This is a genomic window from Absiella sp. AM29-15 (assembly GCF_003434225.1).
Classification (GTDB): domain Bacteria; phylum Bacillota_I; class Bacilli_A; order Erysipelotrichales; family Erysipelotrichaceae; genus Hoskinsella; species Hoskinsella hominis.
In genome coordinates this window covers 126,032-144,821 of sequence record NZ_QVFL01000004.1, presented here as the reverse complement: position 1 = coordinate 144,821, position 18,790 = coordinate 126,032, and the positions used below count along the sequence as shown (strand labels likewise).

Genomic DNA, 18,790 nt, shown 5'->3' with positions numbered 1-18,790 from the left:
CAAAGTTTTTTTCTTTAAAAGCGTTACTTCCTATATCCCTTACAGCTTTTCTTCGTCATCTTCAAGTCCCAAACAGTATTTTCTAATACAGTGGCGAGCGACATGGTTATCACCCATCCATGGCTCTCTGCCAAATTCACGATACATAAATACCTCATCCCCTTTTCCAAGGATCAGTACCGTATCGCCAACATTGGCACTTTCAATAGCCTGACGAATTGCTGCATAGCGATCTTCAATAAAGATGTTATTGGTGTGTTCAATACCGCCTTTGATTTCATTGGCGATATCTCTTGGATCTTCATCACGTGGATCATCCTCAGTTAAAATAATACTTTCACAATAACGATCCGCAATCTCTCCAAACACCTTACGTTTCTTGGTATCACGTTTTCCTGCAGAACCAAATACAGAAATAATCGCATGGCCCTCTTCCGTGATACTCTTCGCATATTCAAATACCTTTTCCAAACCATCCGGGGTATGTGCAAAATCTACGATGACATTAAACAACTGTCCTTCATCGATTCGTTCCATTCTTCCATCTACCTGTGTCAAAGAATTGACGTATGGTAAAATTTCTTCTAATGGGATACCACTTTCTGCCATAGCCGCAATCGCTGCCAACAGATTGGAAATGTTATACATTGCCACTAGGTTGGTTCTTACTGGGTATTCTTTTCCATCATGATACAGGATAAAACTAGAACCATCCGTTCCAATCTGAATCTCACTGCCACGATAGTCTGCGTCTTTTTCAATACCATATGTCACAATACGTGCACTGCACGCTTCTTTTAAACGTTCAAAGTATGCATCATCCATATTCAATACAGCGACGCCATCCGGTTTTAAATTGGTAAACAATTTCTTTTTCGCTTCAAAATAATTTTCAATCGTTCCATGAAAATCCAAATGATCATATGTCAGATTGGAAAATATCGCAACATCAAAATCAACACTTTGTACACGTCCAAGTTCTAATCCATGAGAGCTGACTTCCAAAGCCACTGCCTTCATCTTCGCATCCAGCATATCTTTTAATGTCTTATGTATCAAAATCGCATCTGGTGTCGTTAAACTAGGTGGTAAAACCACATCTCCATAACTGATGGAAATCGTACCGATATAGCCACATGGTTCAAAATGACTGTATACATCCTTTATGATGCTTGTGATCGTACTTTTTCCATTTGTGCCAGTTACACCAAATACTTTCAGTTTCCGACTTGGATAGCCATAAAACTTACTGGCAAGGATATTTAGCGTGTTGTTTACATTTTCTACCTTGATGTACGCAACGCCTTTTCGTGTATTTTCAACAGGTTTGGTATGAACAATACATACAGCACCTTTATCAATGACTTCATCAATAAATTCATGCCCATCATGTACCATGCCTTCCATACAAAAATACATATCATTTTTCTTGACTTTTCTTGAATCAATACATAATCCGCCAATTTCTATATCCGGCGCATTATCAAACATCTGTGACAGTTTCATGTAAGATGCCTCCTTAAACTGCATAAAGCTTATCGTTTTCAAATGTCTGAATGACAACTTTCTTCATTTTGTGGAGATCTTCAGGATTTCCTTTGACATAAACCGGCAGATATTCACTGGTATGCCCAAATAAATAGCCATCTTCCATTTTTTCTAACAATACATCTACTTCTTTGCCAATAAAGCGTTCTTTATAGTTATCGTAAAGTTCTTTACTTATTTCAATCAGTTTTCCCGCACGTTCTTTTTTTACTTTGTTTTCAATATGCCCACTCATCTTTGCCGCAACGGTATTGTCACGTTTACTGAATGGAAACACATGCAGAAAAGAGAAATTGATTTCTTTGATATTCTTCATGGTATCCGCAAATTCTTCTTCACTTTCCTGAGGAAAACCAGTAATTACATCCGTGGATATGGAAATATCCGGCATTAAAGAACGAATATATGCCACACGCTGTTTAAACCATTCCACATCATAAGGACGATTCATATTCTTCAATACAGTATTATTTGCGGTTTGAATCGGTATATGTAAATGACGTGCTATTTTTGGTTCTTCTTTCATATACATTAACAATTCATCACTCAGCTCATTCATTTCAATGGATGAAATACGAATACGTTTTAATCCATCGATTTCATTTACCATACGTTTCATCAAATGTAAAAGATTTGTATGGATATCACGACCATAACGACCCGTATGTATACCACTTAATACAATTTCCAAATGTCCGTTTTTCACCAGATCCGTAGCAACACGTAATGCTTCTTCTTCCTTTAAAGAACGCTCAGCACCACGTGCATAGGGAATGATACAATAGCTGCAAAACTGATTACAGCCATCCTGTATCTTCAAGAATGCTCTTGTCTGATGTTCAAATTTATGAATAGGAAGGGCTTCAAAAGCCTTTACCTGGCGCACATCATGCAGCATGATCTGTTTATCTCTATGTATCAGAGCATGTTCAATCATATCTGCCAATTGACTCTTCCCATCACTTCCAACAATAATATCGACATGTTCCATCGCTTCCATTGCATCTTTTGATGTCTGTACATAACAACCAACCACCGCAATGATAGCGTTTGGATTGGCTGCATGTGCCTGATGGATTTTCTGTCTGCTTTTTGCACCTGCCGTATTGGTTACTGCACAGGTATTAATGATATAAATATCGGCTTTATCTTTGAAGGATACTTCTTCATATCCTTTATCTAACAATGCACTTTCATAACCCTGGGATTCATATGTATTTACTTTACATCCCAATGTCGCAATCGCAAATGTAGTCATGCACTCACTCCTTAGTGTTGATTATACTCTAAATCATATCGCTTGAAAAGGTTTCTAGGTATTATTTTTATTCCTTTTTGCCTGCTTTTCCAGTAATTTACTGATTTTTTTCTTCATTTTATCAGGAATCAAAGTACTTTCTATCAGCATTTGGGCAAGATCCTCCTCACGTCCCAGCAAAAACAGCATTGCTGCCATACGCAGTTCTTTTTCATCTATATTCTGCATTTTAGGATCAAGGGACAAGCTGCTGGTATAGTGACCATGCAAAAAACAATAGAAACGGTGAACCATTGGCTGATACACCACAAAGCTATCTCCCATCTGGGCATATACCTGTGTACTTGTAAAACCATTTTCATATGGTAATACGCCATAAAGATCATCTTTGATTTCCTTTTCAAAATCACGGATAAATGTATGATACTGTTTTAAATCCAGTAAAACGATTTCCGTATTATATAAATGATTCATACGTGAATCGAAACATGGCATAAAGATTTCTTCCTCTTCATACATGAAATGCTTCATATCCTGCTTACAGGCATCAATATCCACGTTCATCTGTTGTTTACGTTCTTTATATGTCAAATCATACCAATAATCATACATTTTCACATACGTATCAAAAAATACTTCTTCAAAATGCTGTTTATTTTTGATGGATGACACATAAATTTCATAATGTATACAATCAATATCATCACTTTTTGAACAGGTTACTTTATTTTCTGTCAAAAAGTTTTTCATTTCTTTTAACGTTTTTTTATATTCTTTATGATTCTCTAATTTTTGATCATATGTTTTATTCAATAATTCCACAAGCGTCTTCATGATTGATCCCCCACCATCTCATAAAAGAAAGCAATGTTGTTGATGAGTGAAATAGCAGCAGTTTCTGCACGTAATATCCTTGCGCCTAAAGACACGCGGATAAAACCACTTGCTTCCAATTGTTCCACTTCTTCTATAGAAAAACCGCCTTCACTGCCTACAACCACCAATACAGAAGAAATATTTTTATGCTGTTGCAATACCTGATACAAATGTTCACTTTGATGATCAGCATCTTCATAAGCAATCAGTTTCAAATCTGCTTCTACATCTTTTATTTTTTTTAAATCAACGGTATCCTGAAATTCTACCAATGTACTACGTTTACATTGTTCACAGGCTTCTTGAAGGATCTTTTCATATCGCTGACGCTTTTTATCTGCTTTTTCATCTTTCATCTTCACAACCGTACGGCTGGAGATAAAAGGCAGGATACAACTAACACCTAATTCTGCACTTTTCTGTAGCAGAAAATCCCACTTTTCCTTCTTAATCAAGCCTTGTGCCAGTGTGATATGTACTTTATTCTTTGTATGATCTTCAATCATCTCATCAATATGTGCGAACACATGCTTCCCATCGATATGAATATGAGCAAAATACATCTGTGAAGATGTATCCACAATACGTATCACATCATCCTCCCGCATACGTAAAACATGTGTAATATGATGGGATTGTTCTGTGTTTAAAGCTATCTGATCATTCATATGCGCGATCGTATCAATAAAATACTGCTGCATATATCTACACCTCAATTCCTAATACATGAAAAATCAGGGAATGTCCCTGTTATTTATTTTTCATTTCGCCTTTTTCCGCAAGAGAACGCAATTGTTTTACCTCAAAAGGTTTTAAGATACGGTATTCTCCCTGTCTTAAATCACTACAATGTAAAAAAGCAATCTGTTTTCTATGCAGACGACGTACTTCATATCCAAGAGCTTCCATCATTCGTTTGATCTGACGGTTTCTGCCTTCACAAATCGTCAAATCAAAACTGCACTGATTCTTTTCTTTATCTTTTTCCGTAAACTTGAATTTTGCCGGTAAGGTCTTTGTGCCATCATCTAAAATGATTCCATTTTTGATTTTTTTCATATCTTCAATCGTTAAAATTCCATTGATTGTCAGATTATAAACCTTGGGAATGTGATAACGGGGATGAATGATTGCATTTGCGAAATCTCCATCGTTGGTTAAAATCAAAACACCACTGGTATCATAATCTAATCGACCTACTGTAAAAATACGTTCTTTACAATGAATCAGGTCCACTACACATGTACGGTCAAATTCATCATTTGATGTACACATGGTTTTCTTAGGCTTATTCATTAAAAAATACACTTTATTTTCTTTTTCAATTGGATTTCCATCAACTTCAATGTAATCTCCTTTTTTTACTTTATATCCCATTTCAGACACGATTTCTCCATTGACGCTGACACGTCCCTGTGCGATCATTTCTTCCGCTTTTCTTCTGGATGCAACTCCTGCCTGTGCTATTACTTTCTGTAAACGTTCCATATCTGACACCTCACTGCTTAATTGTACACGAAATGATGTAAATTGTAAAAGATTTTATAAAAAAAACAATGCAAGCCACTATACTCGCATTGTTTTACATCATGAAGCGATGCCATATGCAGAAAATTGCGAACGTATGTTTGCTCTTGTTTCTTTTAGCTTTTCTAGTACGCTAAAAGAGTCCAATGCATCTAACGCCATTTCTTCACTCAAACTGCCAGCCATGATTTCTTGATTATATTGTCTTTTTTTTAAATCGCTCATTTTGAAATCAATCATGTCATGATGCAAAATCATATCAACAGAAATATTATTTCCATCCGTTGTCAAATAAGCATCTTCTTTTATATGATATTTCCCATATAAACCAGAAACAAGGTTATAATTACCATTATCCTCTCGCCTTAGAAATACAATGTATTCTTCTTGTGTTCGCATTGGCAAACATGCTCCAAACACATACAATAAATCTTCTTCACTTATCCCATGTTCAATTCTGAAAGGTTCATACATTTGAATTTTTGTTTCTTTGATATTCATATCTCCTTTATAGACATCTAAAACTTCTACTTCACTGCAAATTGTATTGATTTTTTGAGAACGGTTTTTCAACGTTACTTTTGCAATTAAATCACTATTCTCATATAAAGTATCTATCTTATTCCCATTTGTTTCATACATAGCCGTCACATTGGGATATGAAGGTACATCCCCCTCTTTTCCAGCACTTTCTAAAGTTAGCATTACTTCCTTAATATGATTCAAACCCGTATATGCTTTTGTTTCTAAATTTTTCCCAGCGAAATAAGCATAACCAAGCAAAGCAATAACGATCAATAAAAATATAATGATAAGTTTATTCACTTGTTTCATATAACTGAACCGTCCCATTATTAAATTTATATGTTACATCACATAGATTTTCTATATCTTTTCGATTATGTGATGTAATCATAATCAACTTTCCTTTATTCTTTTCTTCATGTAAAACGTCATAAATCATAGAAACTCCATTTTCATCTAAACCGCTTGTGATTTCATCAAGAATCAAAATATCATTATCTTCCATAATCGCCTGTGCTATTCCTAACCGTTGCCGCATGCCTAATGAATATTTCCCAACTTTTTTATTTTCTTGTGTAAATAGTCCTACTTTCTTAATCGCATTTATAATTTCATTAATTCCAATTTCATTACGTATTTTTGCTAACATTTCCAAATTTTCTAATCCACTTAATTCATTGAAAAAATCAGGTTTTTCTAGTACAATTCCGATTTTAGGCATTTGATGAATCGTACGATACGGGATATCATCTAAAAATAATTCTCCTTCCGTTGGTTTTACCAAATTACTGATAACACGTAATAACATTGTTTTTCCACACCCATTATATCCCACAAAACCATAAATCTTTCCAGAATTCATTTCTACATTAACATTTTGAAAAATACATTGACCTTTTATTACTTTACTAACATTTTCAACTTTTATCTTCATTTTCATCAGCTCCTTAATAATAATCTAGATGATTCACAGCGTAACAATTTCCTATAAACAGCAGTAGCATAACTACACCAAGCCAAATTATTGTTAGTATATCATGTGTTCTCATTAAAATGATTTCAGCCCCAGTTCCTGTTACAATACTTGAAAAAGTGATAACAATAAACACAATCATTCCATAGCTAAATAGTTTTGTATCTTTATAAAATTGATAAATAAGAAACATGGTTAATACTAAGATTTGAATTCTGAAATAACCTTCGACAAGGTATGTTATAAAAGAAATATTATTAGCTCGAAATAATTCATTTATACCATACTTCAATACTAGCATAATGCATAACACAACACTTCCTTTCAAAAATGTTTTCATTAACCATTTGCTGCGATTTCGCATTCTAATAGCATAAAACAATAAATGAGAACGATAATTTTTAAACATCAAATTTAATGTTACAGACACAAGAAATACAGTTGATGATATCCACATAAAGTATGGCAGTACAATTTCTGTAATTACAATGAAAAAGATTTGTGGGAACCCTATAGAATCAATGATAGAAAGATTTTGATACATTATATTCTGTAGCAAAAATAGTATAATAGCCATAATTATAATGAAAAAATTCATGCTTATTTTACATAAATATTCCCATTTCCACTTCAACATGAATATTGTTACATTGATGATAAAAATTGATAATGTCATTATCATAAAAATACTAAAATAATTTTCATTACCTTCAACGTAAAAATTATAGAATGGTGGCATAATCTTAAGTATGATCATATATCCTACACTAATGCTTAAACATAAAAAGTAAGATAAACTTGCCTTTTTCGTTATAATACATTGATGATTAGTTTGAGCAATAAAAACAAAAATTAAAAGTGTATGGATATATAAAATCAAGATATATCTTATATACGATAATGTCATAGAAAAGCAACATAGAAATAATATTAAATAATACAATGTAACAAGAATAAAGCTAGCAAGTACACAATCTTTTAGAAAGCTTTTGTTCCATTCATTTATATCTTTATATCGTATTTGACAAAATATGTTATTATAATAGCGATTAACACGATAAAATATAAAACAAATAAATATTGGCAAAAATAGAAATTGCATACCTTCAAAAAAGAATTCTATAATTTTTTCTCCACCTAATCCAATTTTCCAACGATAAAGTACCGTCAAAGTTAAAAGAAAAAAGAAGATTGCATCTATTATTTTGGATTTATAAATATAAGCATTTTTATTCAAAAGGATCCCTCCTCGCATATATTTTGAATAACACAAAATCAATTAATAAGAACATGAGCAAAAACACAAAATAGACCCATACACTTAATTTAGCGTTTGTATTGTAAGGAGATATTAATGCCTGAAAATACCACTTTCCATAAGGATCATTAAGAAATGAAAAAAGAATATTAGGTATAAACGATAGAAAAAAAACAGCAATATATGTAAGCACTTTTTGTTTACAAATTAAACTAATAGAAAATGCCAGCATGGCACACAAACCTCCATATGTACTGACAATTGCAAAAAAAACTAATATATAAATATATGGATGAGTTGCATATAATTGATAAAAAGTAAATGTTGATTCCAATTCTTTAAAATTATTTTCAGCAGCAATATAAGTGAACATTGTCATTTGATTTGTATGTAAATCCAACATTAATATTTCAGACAAAAAGCTAATCAATAAAGGAATGAATAATAATAAGAATCCAGAAAGAAAGCAAATCAAATACTTAGAGGTAAAAAAATTTTTTTTATTTACCCTGGTAAAAACCACATCTGTCATATTTCTTTCGCTAAGCCATGTATCTGCAAATGGGAACACAACAAGCAAAGGAATCAGATTAAACAATCCATTTTTAAACGAAATTTTCAAATAGTCAGAACCTATTATAAAATGATGTTGATATGAATAACCTTTCGTATATACATCCGTTATATCTCTTAATGAAATATACGAAAAAAGCAGAGTCAATATTATCAACATAATTAGAAATATCTTTTTATGTAATAAAAGATACACATCTTTTTTTAGAGTTTGTAGCATATCATATCCTCCCAAAAAAATTATAAAACAAGCAATCAGACGATTGCTTATTTATTTTTAATATACATTTACTACCCCTTTACAGGTGTATGCAAACGCATTTCCCTCATAATCTCTCCATACTACTTTTACGGATTCTCCACTTTGTCCTCTTGCTGCTTTAGTGATTGGACCGCCTCCTTCTTTTACTATAATATTATCTCCTAATAATGTAGTAGATGGATTATTATACATACAAAGTATCATGGTATTAACTTTTCCATCTAAATCAAATTTAGCTGTCCATTTTTTTCATTTGTATTTTTTGTCACTACTTTGCTAAGTGTTCCATTAGTGGCTGCTATTTGGGTAATTCCAAAAGATGCAGCATCTACATTTGTCATAGCGCATAAGATACCTGCTACAGCCAGCAAATAAATCATATTTCTTTTTTCATAAACTGCTCCCTTCTTGATTTGATATACAAATACTTTTCTAAGATAATTATACTTAAAAAGAGATACTAATGCAAGCGTTTTCATAGCTTTTTTTCGCTGTTTTTAATGATAGAATGTTTCATTTCTTACGAATTATAGAAGTATAAAGTATATTCATATTCATGCAAAAAACAGCATTGTTAAAAGAATTGCCATAGAGATACCCGCAACATCCGCAATCAACCCAATCGATAATGCATTTTTTATTTTTTTAATACCTACGCTGGAGAAATAAAGGGTAATTACATAAAACGTTGTATCGGTAGAACCTTGAATAATACTGGCCATATTCCCTGCTAAGGAATCTACACCACATGTTTGAAAGATGTCCGCAAGAACTGCTAAGGAGGCATTACCTGATATTGGACGAAAGAATACCATCGGCCATATTTGAGAAGGTATGCCTTTGATCATAGATGACATAAAGTTACAAATCATGTCCATCAAGCCACTTTTTCTAAGTAAAGTAATCGCAAACATCATCGCAAGCAAGGCAGGATAGATATCCATAAACAAAGATAATCCATCTTTAACTCCTTGAGTAAATACAGGATATGCTTTGACATGGCGAAAAAATGCAATCACAAAGATGACTAATACAATACAGGGCATGATATAAGCTGTTTTATTCATGATAATTCCACCAGCGATCAACCATGATTCCTATAAAGCTTGCGAATAATGTGGACACGATGGCATATGGTAAAAATCCCATAACATCTATGGAATGAAAACTGGAGCGCATAGCGACAAGGGTTGTAGAGAATAAAGTTACTCCTGCTGTATTTAATACTAGAAAGGTCACCATAGAGCGGGTTGCTGTATCTTTTTGTTCATTATGTTTTTGCATACCTTCCATTGCTTTTAATCCAACAGGGGTGGCCGCTGAACCAAGTCCTACCATATTAACAACGACATTGGTTGCGACATAGCCAAGTGTTTCTTCATCATGTTTCAAATCTGGAAACAGCCATTTTAAAAGTGGATGCATCAAACGTTCCACAAAATGAATAATGCCTGCTTCCCTTGCGACATATAATACACCGTTCCAAAATACCGTGACACATAACAATGGAATCACAAAATCAAAGGTATCTTTGCCCACGTTCACAAATACATCATTGATGATATTCACATCTCCATTTGCTAATGCATACGCGATACTTCCAAGAATCATGACAACCCATAAAAAATTCATGACTGATCTCCTTTCACCTTTTGTAAAGGATAGCTATAAACATTGCTGACATTATTTTTAATGACTTCCACCACAAAATTATTTTTCTCTACATGACTTTTTACCTGCAAGGTATCTTTACCATCTTTTTGAAGGCTTACAGCGATATCCGTATCCACTTGAATCTGTTTTTTCCCAATACAATAGGTTCCTTTATTCAGTAGCACTTCAGTTTTATATTTTTCAAATACCTCCTGGTGTTTACTTTCATGAAATGCAAAGTCATCACTGCTTCTAAGTGTCACGACTACACTGTTTACACCATCATGACTGGCGGTTGTGACAAGTGTTCTTCCGGCCTTTTTTGTAAAGCCAGTCTTGCCTCCTGTGGTAAATGGAAATTCAAATAATAAACGGTTTTTATTTTTCCAGCGATAGTTCCATGTACTTGTATAATATTTAGCGCCTGTAATTTTCTGAAAATCATCATTTTTCATCGCATAGCTCATTAATATTGCCATATCATAAGCCGTTGAAATATTTCCTCCATCTTCTTCATCTAATCCGCTTGGATTATGAAATGTGGTATTCAGCATGCCAATTTGTCTGGCTTTTTTATTCATTTCTTTCACGAAATCATCCACATTTCCTTTGACATGTGTCGCAATCGCAACTGCCGCATCATTTCCACTGCGTAACATCAATCCATATAATAAATCCTGCAGGTTGACTTGTTGGCCTGCTTTTAAGTAGATACTGCTGCCATTTGCCAGTTTGATTTCATCCCCTACATTCCATGTATCTTTTAAATCGCCTTCTTCTATTGCAATCATTGCTGTCATGATTTTTGAGATACTTGCGACACTTTGTGGTTCATTCATATCTTTTTCTTCAATCACTGTATTATCATCTTCGCTTAATACACAATAACTGTCCGCATGTACAACACTGCACTGGATTAGTAAACATAATAAAATACAACCCCATTTTTTCATATCATCACCATTCACAAGTATATGTCGAAGAACAGAAAAAGATGTTGTCCTGACACATCATTTTTGATATGCGGACAACATCTTTTCTAATTGTATTCTATTTAAATTCTGTATGGATATGACAGGACTTGGATCATCATATGGCAATAGATTTTTTTCATAAACACCCACATCCAGCCAACGGCCGTGTTTATAACCTGTCTTATGATATACGCCACACTTTTCAAAACCATATTTTTGATGCATGCCTTCACTTTTTTCATTTGGAAGTGTGATCAGACTGTATGCATTTTTTATACCCTGCAGTTTTAAGATATCGATCATTGCCTGAAACAGGATACTACCATAGCCTTTGGATGTATACTCCTTGTGAAAGTATTGTGACAATTCAACATCCCAGTCATATGCCTTTCTTTGAAACATGCGATGCGCATAAGCATATCCGATGATATGTCCATCTTCTTCTAATACCAGATAAGGATAATCCTTCATGATATCACTCATACGTGTTTGAAATTCCTGTAAGGATGGTACATCATATTCAAACGTGATCTGCGTCTGTTTTACATAATAAGCATAGATATCTAAAATTGCCTGTGCATCTTCTATTTTCGCAAATCGTATATTCATCATATACTCCTTTCTTCTTCATGGTAAATGCCATCTAAATAAGTAATTGCTTCAATCGCATCCCATACGATATTATCAAAGCTTTCTAGTATTTCATAGCGTTCTAATTGATTCATGACAGATGCACTTACACCACATAATATAACACGAATATGCTGATTTTTACAGCCTGTAGCGATATCATTTAACTCCTGTACACCATTTTGATCAATAGATGGAACTCCACGCATAGAGAAAATCAATGCTTCTGCTTCTGTGATAGACGCTTTTAATACCTGCTTGATTTTTCCTTGTGTCGCAAAAAACATTGGACCACTTAAGTATATCAGTTTGGTTTGTTCATGTGAATATTTTAAATCTTTATCTAATCGCTTAAAATCGACATCTTCTACACTGATAGATAAATCAGAGTTATTCACAATAAATAAAATACAAGATACTAAGATGCCAATGAAAATGGCGATTGTTAAATCAAATACAATGGTCGCAATCATGGTTGTAAAAAACTGTGCCAGATTGGTTTTCAGCCTTTTATCGAACATGTGATGAATTTCTCTCCATTCATTCATACGCCATGCGGTCATCATCAATACGCCGGCAAGTGCTGCCATGGGTATTTTTGACATATAAGGTCCTAACAAAAACATAGATGCCAATAATACAAGAGAATGAATCATCGATACCAGACGTGTCTGTCCGCCTGCTTTAATGGCAACACTTGTTCTAGCGATAGCTGCTGTAGCAGGTACACCACCAAAGAATGGTAAAATCGTATTTCCAATCCCCTGTGCCAAAAGTTCACGATCGGCATGTAAGGGTTCATTTTTCATTTTTGATGCACTTGCCCCACATAATAAGGATTCAATCATTCCCAAAGCAGCAATACTTACAGCCGGCATTATCAGGTTCTGCATATTTGACCATGGTATCTGATCCATAAACAAGCGGACATCCGGAAGCAGAGTGGATGGAATTGCACCTACCTCTTTTACCTCATAAGGTAAGAGCATATGGAAAGTTAAAGCAATTAGAATTGCCGCAAGTGATGATGGAAACACACTTTGCCATTTTTTAGGCCATATGATCATAATACCAACAACCATGGCACCAAACAACAATGTCATCCCATCAATAGAAAACCCAAGTTGTCCATAAGACGCCAGTTTTTCAATTAGATTCGTTCCAGATGATGTTGTCCCAAAGAAGTTATCAATTTGTCCTGCAGCAATAATGATCGCAATACCACTGGTAAAACCGGTCACAACACTTGAAGGAATAAATGAAACAATTCTTCCAACTTTAAATACAGAGGCAAGCATCAATATAATGCCTGACATCAAAGATGCCACAAAGACTCCCTGTAAACCATATGTGGCAGATAAGCCAATCAAGATAGCACTCATAGCACCGGTTGGTCCGGAAATCTGATAAGATGCCCCAGATAATCCTCCAATAACGATTCCAGCGATAATCGCAGTAATCATACCTGCAGCAGCATCTGCACCACTGCTGACACCAAATGCTAAAGCAAGTGGCAAAGCAACAGCCGCAACTGTAAATCCTGCCAGCAGATCTTTTAAAAACCGCTGTGTATTATATCCCTTGAATTCCCTTTTTAAATCATTTACAAACGTGTTCAAAACAATTTCCTCCTCAAAAATAATAGACAGGTTTTATTATATGTGTTTTTTATTCAAAATGAAACAAAAAAATTACATTTTTCACAAAAAAAGAAGAAACCCTTGAACGATTTCTTCTTTTCTATATTGCGCTGAAGTCATGCTAATACTCTCTGGCTTCCTCATCTCTTCTATGATCAGTTTCACCATTTCACATGTTCCTTCAGCTGCTATAGATACTTTTTCATCAATTCTTATCACGCCTTAGGCTTTCACCATTTCCAACACATTGTTCCTCATGGCTTTCACCTGCTTGACTTTTCCTTGATGTCATCCTTCCTGACTACATGATTCCCGACGTCCTTGGCTCTGGTATGTTCTGCATACTTCCAAGTCTAATCGGTTTTTGTCATTCTTGATGTTTCTCTATAGCCTTTTCACAAGTGGCCATTACTATCCTGACGCTGGATAAGATAGATACTTTATTATGTTCTTCCTACCTCTTGCCAGTTTCATGAACCATTTGTTAATAAGCTTTTTTCTTTGTACCTTTGTTACGTTTACAGTATAACCCGCATCTTTTCATTCGTAAACATTTTTGGAATAATTTACAGTTTTATGGAATAATTTGCAAAATATCTTATTTTGTTTCTTTTGGCATGACAATCATAAAAATAATATACGCAATCAAACCACTGGAATAAGCCAGTGTAAACAATACAAACAACAAACGTATTATCTTAGGATCGATATCAAAAAATTTCGCTATGCCACCACATACACCGGCTAAATATCTTCCTTTTCTTACTCTAACCAATTTCTTCATGATGTAACCCTTTTACTAACATGCCTGATATACAGCCACATATCCATAATATGATAAGAGAACATATCCAATTTTGTGTAGTTGTATCATAATAACCTGATATACCAAAAACAGCTGTTATTGGATATAATGTTTTTAACGTTTGTGACATACTCATAAACAGTCCTGCAAAAGAATATATTTCCGTAAGCACCATGGATACCCAATAACTTTTTTTCAAATAGGGCGCAATCGCAATGAATGGTGATACAGCAAAGAATACACCAATCCCATCCAACAGATACATTTTGAAAAAGCTGCCGATTAGTGCCCATGACAGATGAGATACATGTACACAAACCTCTATAAAAAGCGTAATGAAAAACAACAATAAATATATGAGAACACAAAATATAAATGTCACGATCAGCTTCGCAAATGTCAGCTTTGTTTCATCAACTGGAATGAGGCGTAAAGATTTCATAGTATCCTCTTGTTCCTCACGGCAAATCATGTAGCTTCCTAAAAGGGCAATCATGGCAGGCAGGACAAATAATGTTGCCCATACCTGTGTAGTTGTCAGATACCAGCCAGTTAAATCCATGGATAATTGTTCATTGGATAATGTTGTAATTCCACCAATATAAACAATAACTGCAATCAAAACAGTCGCAAGCATTGTAATAAAAACAATATTAGAACGTTTGAGTTTTTGAAATTCTGCCCATAATAATATCCGCATGCTTCCACCTTACTTTCTTTTGCTTAACTTTATGTTCGCAAATAAAACAGAAGCTATGCCCCATATGCAAAGGCTGATAAAGGCAATGGAAACATTCGTCTGTGGAAGTGTAAAACCTGAAAGTGTTCCATTTCTTGCGATAATCACAAAAACGCAGGATAAAGGATGTATGCAGGAATTTACAGGTGTGATAAATACACCGGCAAATACATAGATCAACGTTACACATACAGGAAATATATAACCTTTTTGTGAAGCGGATAGCGCAAAGACGGGTAGTATCGCAACAGCTGTCAATACCGCAATCTCGATACTTCGTTCAAGTAAACGCAGGATATCGCCCCAGTCAAATGCTACATAATGTGGTAACACACTAAACAATATAGATGCAAATACATTTAATAACATAAAACAGATGCCATAGATCAATACAACAAAGAACTTGCTAAATAGTAAACCCATTTTACTTACCGGTACGATCCATAACTGTTTCAACATATCATATCGGTTTTCATCATGCATCAACATGGTAGCAAATAAACCTAATACAAATGGAAGGATAATAAATAACGTATAGTTGTATGAGGACCATTTATAAAACGCTGCAGGATCTATATCTTTCTGCCCTAAGTAACCAAAATATAGAAAAGCAAAGAATGGCATGATCCACGCTGACAATAACATGAGCCATATCTGTTTCTTACGGCGCAGCTTACAAAACTCAATTGAAACCAGTTTAAGCAATGCCCTCACCTCCAGTGATTTTTTTGAAATAATCTTCCAGGGTATCATTACAGATACTAGAGCTGATGACAGTGATATTCTCCATAAATAACGCTTTATTGATTTCTCCCATGTGCAGTGTTGTATCATAAATACGAATGGTTTGTTCATCCTGTACAGAATAATCAAATATATGAAATTGACGTTCTAAAAGCAGCGTTGTTTTTGGCACATCGGATACCTGTAACAAGATGTATTTACGATTTCGTTTTTCTAATGCTTGCATACTGCTTTCTTCCAGAAGCACACCATGATCAATAATACCAATATCATCCGCAAGTAATGCGATTTCAGAAAGAATATGACTGGAAATGATGATTGTTTTTCCATATTCATTGCTTAATCGTTTAATAAACTCCCTGACTTCTGCTATGCCGATAGGATCAAGACCATTGGTTGGTTCATCTAAAATCAACAATTCTGGATCATGCAGTATCGCATTCGCAATTCCAAGACGCTGTTTCATTCCAAGTGAATATTTTCCAAAGGTTTTTTTATCTTTATAAGGCAGTCCAACAATCTGTAAGGCTTTCTTTACCGCATCATGGGTTGGTGTGCCCCGCAGTCTTGCGAATATTTCTAAATTTTCTGTACCTGTCAAATTTGGATAAAATCCTGGAGTTTCTATGATTGCGCCAATACGAGGATATATTTTCTTTTCCAGTCCTTTTATATTTTTTCCAAACACTTCTATGTTTCCAGAAGTGATTGGCGTCAATCCTAAAATCATTTTCATAATCGTTGTTTTCCCAGCACCATTACGCCCCAACAAGCCATAAATACGACCTTCTTTCACATGTAGGTTCACTTTGTTCACAACTGTTTGTTTTCCATATTTTTTTGTTAATTGGTTTGTTTGTATTACATGTTCATTCATATCAATTACCTCACTTTCCATAAACCAGTAATATGGTAATGATTATTTACCACTTACACTATGCATTATATCGAAACAACCTTGCCAAAACCTTGCTGAAATCTTGCTTTTACCTTGCTTTACGACAAGAAAGCTCCGTATCTCTACAGAGCTTTTGGTAATGATATGATAAATTCAGTTCCAACATTAGGAGTACTGTTGGCGATGATGGTTCCTTTATGTATGCTTACAAGTTCTTTTGTGATCGCAAGTCCCAGCCCATTTCCTCTAGCGGAGCGTGAGTCATCACATTGATATAATCGCTCAAAGATATGAGGCAGATGTTGTGAGGTGATGCCCTTTCCATTATCCGCTACAATGATCTGTACCTTTTCTTGTTCTTCCATTAAAGATATTTTAAGCAGGTCTGCTTCACTGTGAACGATTATATTTTGTATTAGATTATTAAGAATACGGGTATACGCATTTTGGTCAATTCGCATAAAACACTCATTTTCTGGAATATCGATTTCGTATGCATTATGGTTATTTTCCAAAACAGGTATCCAATCCGCCATAATATTACGCGATAATTCATTTATATCCAAACGTTCAAAATGAAATACTTGTTCTCCAGAATCTAATTTTACCCATTCAAACAGATTTTCTACAAAATGCTTTAAATGCTGTGATTTTTCATAAGCCACATGAAGGTATGCATCTTTTTCTTCACCAGTCACAATATTATTTTCTATCGCCTCCAGATATCCCACCAAAGAAGCAAGAGGTGTTTTCACATCATGGGAAAGACTTGTCATTAAGCGTTTATAAGCCTGTTCCGACTGTTTTTGATGAATCAACTGTGCCTGAGCACTCATTGCGATTTGATTAATGTCATAACAAATTTGTTTTGTCATGTCTTTTTGCGCAAGTACACGTCTGTTTAAATTTCCATCTTTTAAATCCTGTAAAACATCTTTGATAAATGTAATTTGTTCTTTGATATGATACAACTTCACAAGCAGATAGATGATGATACACAAGGCAATGATGAGTGCAATGAAAAGATACTGTTGTATATCCATTTTTATGCCTCCTTATTGAATCGATAACCAACACCTCTAATGGTCTGTATATAAAATGGATGTTCTGGATCTGGTTCTATCTTTTTTCTTAACTTACTAATGAAAGACATGATATTGCTGTCATCAAATGCATATTCATCTTCCCATACCTGCGTATAAATCTGTTTCTTTGTAAATATACGCCCTTTATTAGACGCAAGAAATAATAATAGATCAAATTCTTTACCTGTTAATTCTACAGGCTGCTCATTCACCTCCACAATACGACTTGTTTTATCAATCATCATGCCTTTCAGTATCAAGCGCTCTGTATCTCCTGTAAAAGTAGGATTTAAGGTTGTATAACGACGAATTAATGAATTCACCCGTGCCATCAACTCATTGATACTAAACGGTTTTGTCAGATAATCATCTGCACCTAAGCGTAATCCAAAGACTTTATCATCCTCTGCATTCTTCGCTGTCAACATCAAAATAGGAATATTATTTTCCTCCCTGATTTTCTTTAAAACCTGAAACCCATCCATGTAAGGCATCATAACATCTAAAATGATAAGTGCCAATGTATGACTATCTTTATTTTCTTCCATCAGATGTAGCCCATCTATCCCATTATGAGCAATCATAACATATAAATTCTCCTGTTCCATGCACTTTTTCATTAAGGCACACAGGTCTTTGTCATCATCAATAATCAAAATACTATGCATGATCTATTCCAACTCCTCATCTTTTGTTTAATATTATATTCATATATTTCAACAAAATCAAGAAAGTGTCCCTGATTAAGCAGAGTATAAAATTAATCTTTCTTTTTTAGAAACATTATGGCTTCTAAAAACAATGAGAAAAAACTGATGAATA

Annotated in this window: 22 protein-coding genes; all 22 read right to left on the bottom strand. The window is 34.3% G+C overall.

The genetic code is table 11. The features are described 5' to 3' along the window. Positions 1-39: 39 nt before the first annotated feature. On the bottom strand, positions 40-1,506 hold the full coding sequence (locus tag DW761_RS05840) for a UDP-N-acetylmuramoyl-L-alanyl-D-glutamate--2,6-diaminopimelate ligase (protein WP_117516783.1): 1,467 nt from the start codon (positions 1,504-1,506) through the stop codon (positions 40-42). A 13-nt stretch (positions 1,507-1,519) separates the two neighbouring features. Beyond that, the gene (mtaB, locus tag DW761_RS05835; protein ID WP_117454764.1) at positions 1,520-2,806 is read right to left on the bottom strand and encodes a tRNA (N(6)-L-threonylcarbamoyladenosine(37)-C(2))-methylthiotransferase MtaB; all 1,287 of its coding nucleotides are present in this window, start codon (positions 2,804-2,806) and stop codon (positions 1,520-1,522) included. Positions 2,807-2,860: 54 nt separating this feature from the next. Next, positions 2,861-3,640, bottom strand: a complete 780-nt coding sequence (locus DW761_RS05830) for a hypothetical protein (protein ID WP_117516781.1) — start codon at positions 3,638-3,640, stop codon at positions 2,861-2,863. Then, positions 3,637-4,383 (bottom strand): 16S rRNA (uracil(1498)-N(3))-methyltransferase, encoded by a 747-nt coding sequence (locus DW761_RS05825; protein ID WP_117516779.1) that lies wholly within the window; start codon positions 4,381-4,383, stop codon positions 3,637-3,639. Before DW761_RS05825 ends, DW761_RS05830 begins: the two co-directional genes overlap by 4 nt. 49 nt (positions 4,384-4,432) lie before the next feature. Beyond that, positions 4,433-5,170: a pseudouridine synthase gene (locus DW761_RS05820; RefSeq protein ID WP_117454767.1), complete on the bottom strand. Its 738-nt coding sequence runs from the start codon at positions 5,168-5,170 to the stop codon at positions 4,433-4,435. 99 nt (positions 5,171-5,269) lie between these two features. Further along, on the bottom strand, positions 5,270-6,043 hold the full coding sequence (locus DW761_RS05815) for a hypothetical protein (protein WP_117516777.1): 774 nt from the start codon (positions 6,041-6,043) through the stop codon (positions 5,270-5,272). Then, on the bottom strand, positions 6,027-6,668 hold the full coding sequence (locus DW761_RS05810; protein ID WP_199485598.1) for an ABC transporter ATP-binding protein: 642 nt from the start codon (positions 6,666-6,668) through the stop codon (positions 6,027-6,029). The genes DW761_RS05815 and DW761_RS05810 overlap by 17 nt, the downstream gene beginning before the upstream one ends. Before the next feature lie 13 nt (positions 6,669-6,681). Next, positions 6,682-7,944, bottom strand: coding sequence for a hypothetical protein (locus DW761_RS05805; protein ID WP_117516773.1), 1,263 nt, complete (start codon positions 7,942-7,944; stop codon positions 6,682-6,684). Continuing rightward, positions 7,937-8,758, bottom strand: a complete 822-nt coding sequence (locus tag DW761_RS05800; protein WP_117516771.1) for a hypothetical protein — start codon at positions 8,756-8,758, stop codon at positions 7,937-7,939. The genes DW761_RS05805 and DW761_RS05800 overlap by 8 nt, the downstream gene beginning before the upstream one ends. 57 nt (positions 8,759-8,815) lie before the next feature. Beyond that, the gene (locus DW761_RS20970; RefSeq protein ID WP_158553755.1) at positions 8,816-8,992 is read right to left on the bottom strand and encodes a hypothetical protein; all 177 of its coding nucleotides are present in this window, start codon (positions 8,990-8,992) and stop codon (positions 8,816-8,818) included. Positions 8,993-9,021: 29 nt separating this feature from the next. Continuing rightward, positions 9,022-9,279: a hypothetical protein gene (locus tag DW761_RS05790; RefSeq protein ID WP_117516767.1), complete on the bottom strand. Its 258-nt coding sequence runs from the start codon at positions 9,277-9,279 to the stop codon at positions 9,022-9,024. A 75-nt stretch (positions 9,280-9,354) separates the two neighbouring features. Then, positions 9,355-9,867: a spore maturation protein gene (locus DW761_RS05785; RefSeq protein WP_117516765.1), complete on the bottom strand. Its 513-nt coding sequence runs from the start codon at positions 9,865-9,867 to the stop codon at positions 9,355-9,357. Next, positions 9,860-10,432, bottom strand: a complete 573-nt coding sequence (locus DW761_RS05780; protein WP_117454775.1) for a spore maturation protein A — start codon at positions 10,430-10,432, stop codon at positions 9,860-9,862. The genes DW761_RS05785 and DW761_RS05780 overlap by 8 nt, the downstream gene beginning before the upstream one ends. Beyond that, positions 10,429-11,406: a D-alanyl-D-alanine carboxypeptidase family protein gene (locus DW761_RS05775; RefSeq protein ID WP_117516763.1), complete on the bottom strand. Its 978-nt coding sequence runs from the start codon at positions 11,404-11,406 to the stop codon at positions 10,429-10,431. Before DW761_RS05775 ends, DW761_RS05780 begins: the two co-directional genes overlap by 4 nt. Before the next feature lie 57 nt (positions 11,407-11,463). Further along, positions 11,464-12,039, bottom strand: coding sequence for a GNAT family N-acetyltransferase (locus tag DW761_RS05770; protein ID WP_199485597.1), 576 nt, complete (start codon positions 12,037-12,039; stop codon positions 11,464-11,466). After that, complete coding sequence (locus DW761_RS05765; protein WP_233513037.1) at positions 12,036-13,676, bottom strand: SulP family inorganic anion transporter; 1,641 nt, start codon at positions 13,674-13,676, stop codon at positions 12,036-12,038. The genes DW761_RS05770 and DW761_RS05765 overlap by 4 nt, the downstream gene beginning before the upstream one ends. A gap of 619 nt (positions 13,677-14,295) precedes the next feature. After that, on the bottom strand, positions 14,296-14,481 hold the full coding sequence (locus DW761_RS05760; protein ID WP_117516760.1) for a PspC domain-containing protein: 186 nt from the start codon (positions 14,479-14,481) through the stop codon (positions 14,296-14,298). Next, positions 14,465-15,202 (bottom strand): ABC transporter permease, encoded by a 738-nt coding sequence (locus tag DW761_RS05755; protein WP_117516758.1) that lies wholly within the window; start codon positions 15,200-15,202, stop codon positions 14,465-14,467. The genes DW761_RS05760 and DW761_RS05755 overlap by 17 nt, the downstream gene beginning before the upstream one ends. A gap of 9 nt (positions 15,203-15,211) precedes the next feature. Next, the gene (locus DW761_RS05750) at positions 15,212-15,955 is read right to left on the bottom strand and encodes an ABC transporter permease (protein WP_233513036.1); all 744 of its coding nucleotides are present in this window, start codon (positions 15,953-15,955) and stop codon (positions 15,212-15,214) included. Then, on the bottom strand, positions 15,939-16,862 hold the full coding sequence (locus DW761_RS05745) for an ABC transporter ATP-binding protein (RefSeq protein ID WP_117516896.1): 924 nt from the start codon (positions 16,860-16,862) through the stop codon (positions 15,939-15,941). Before DW761_RS05745 ends, DW761_RS05750 begins: the two co-directional genes overlap by 17 nt. Positions 16,863-17,005: 143 nt before the next feature. After that, positions 17,006-17,926: a sensor histidine kinase gene (locus tag DW761_RS05740; RefSeq protein ID WP_117454782.1), complete on the bottom strand. Its 921-nt coding sequence runs from the start codon at positions 17,924-17,926 to the stop codon at positions 17,006-17,008. 2 nt (positions 17,927-17,928) lie between these two features. Continuing rightward, complete coding sequence (locus DW761_RS05735; RefSeq protein ID WP_117516754.1) at positions 17,929-18,636, bottom strand: response regulator transcription factor; 708 nt, start codon at positions 18,634-18,636, stop codon at positions 17,929-17,931. Positions 18,637-18,790 lie beyond the last annotated feature (154 nt).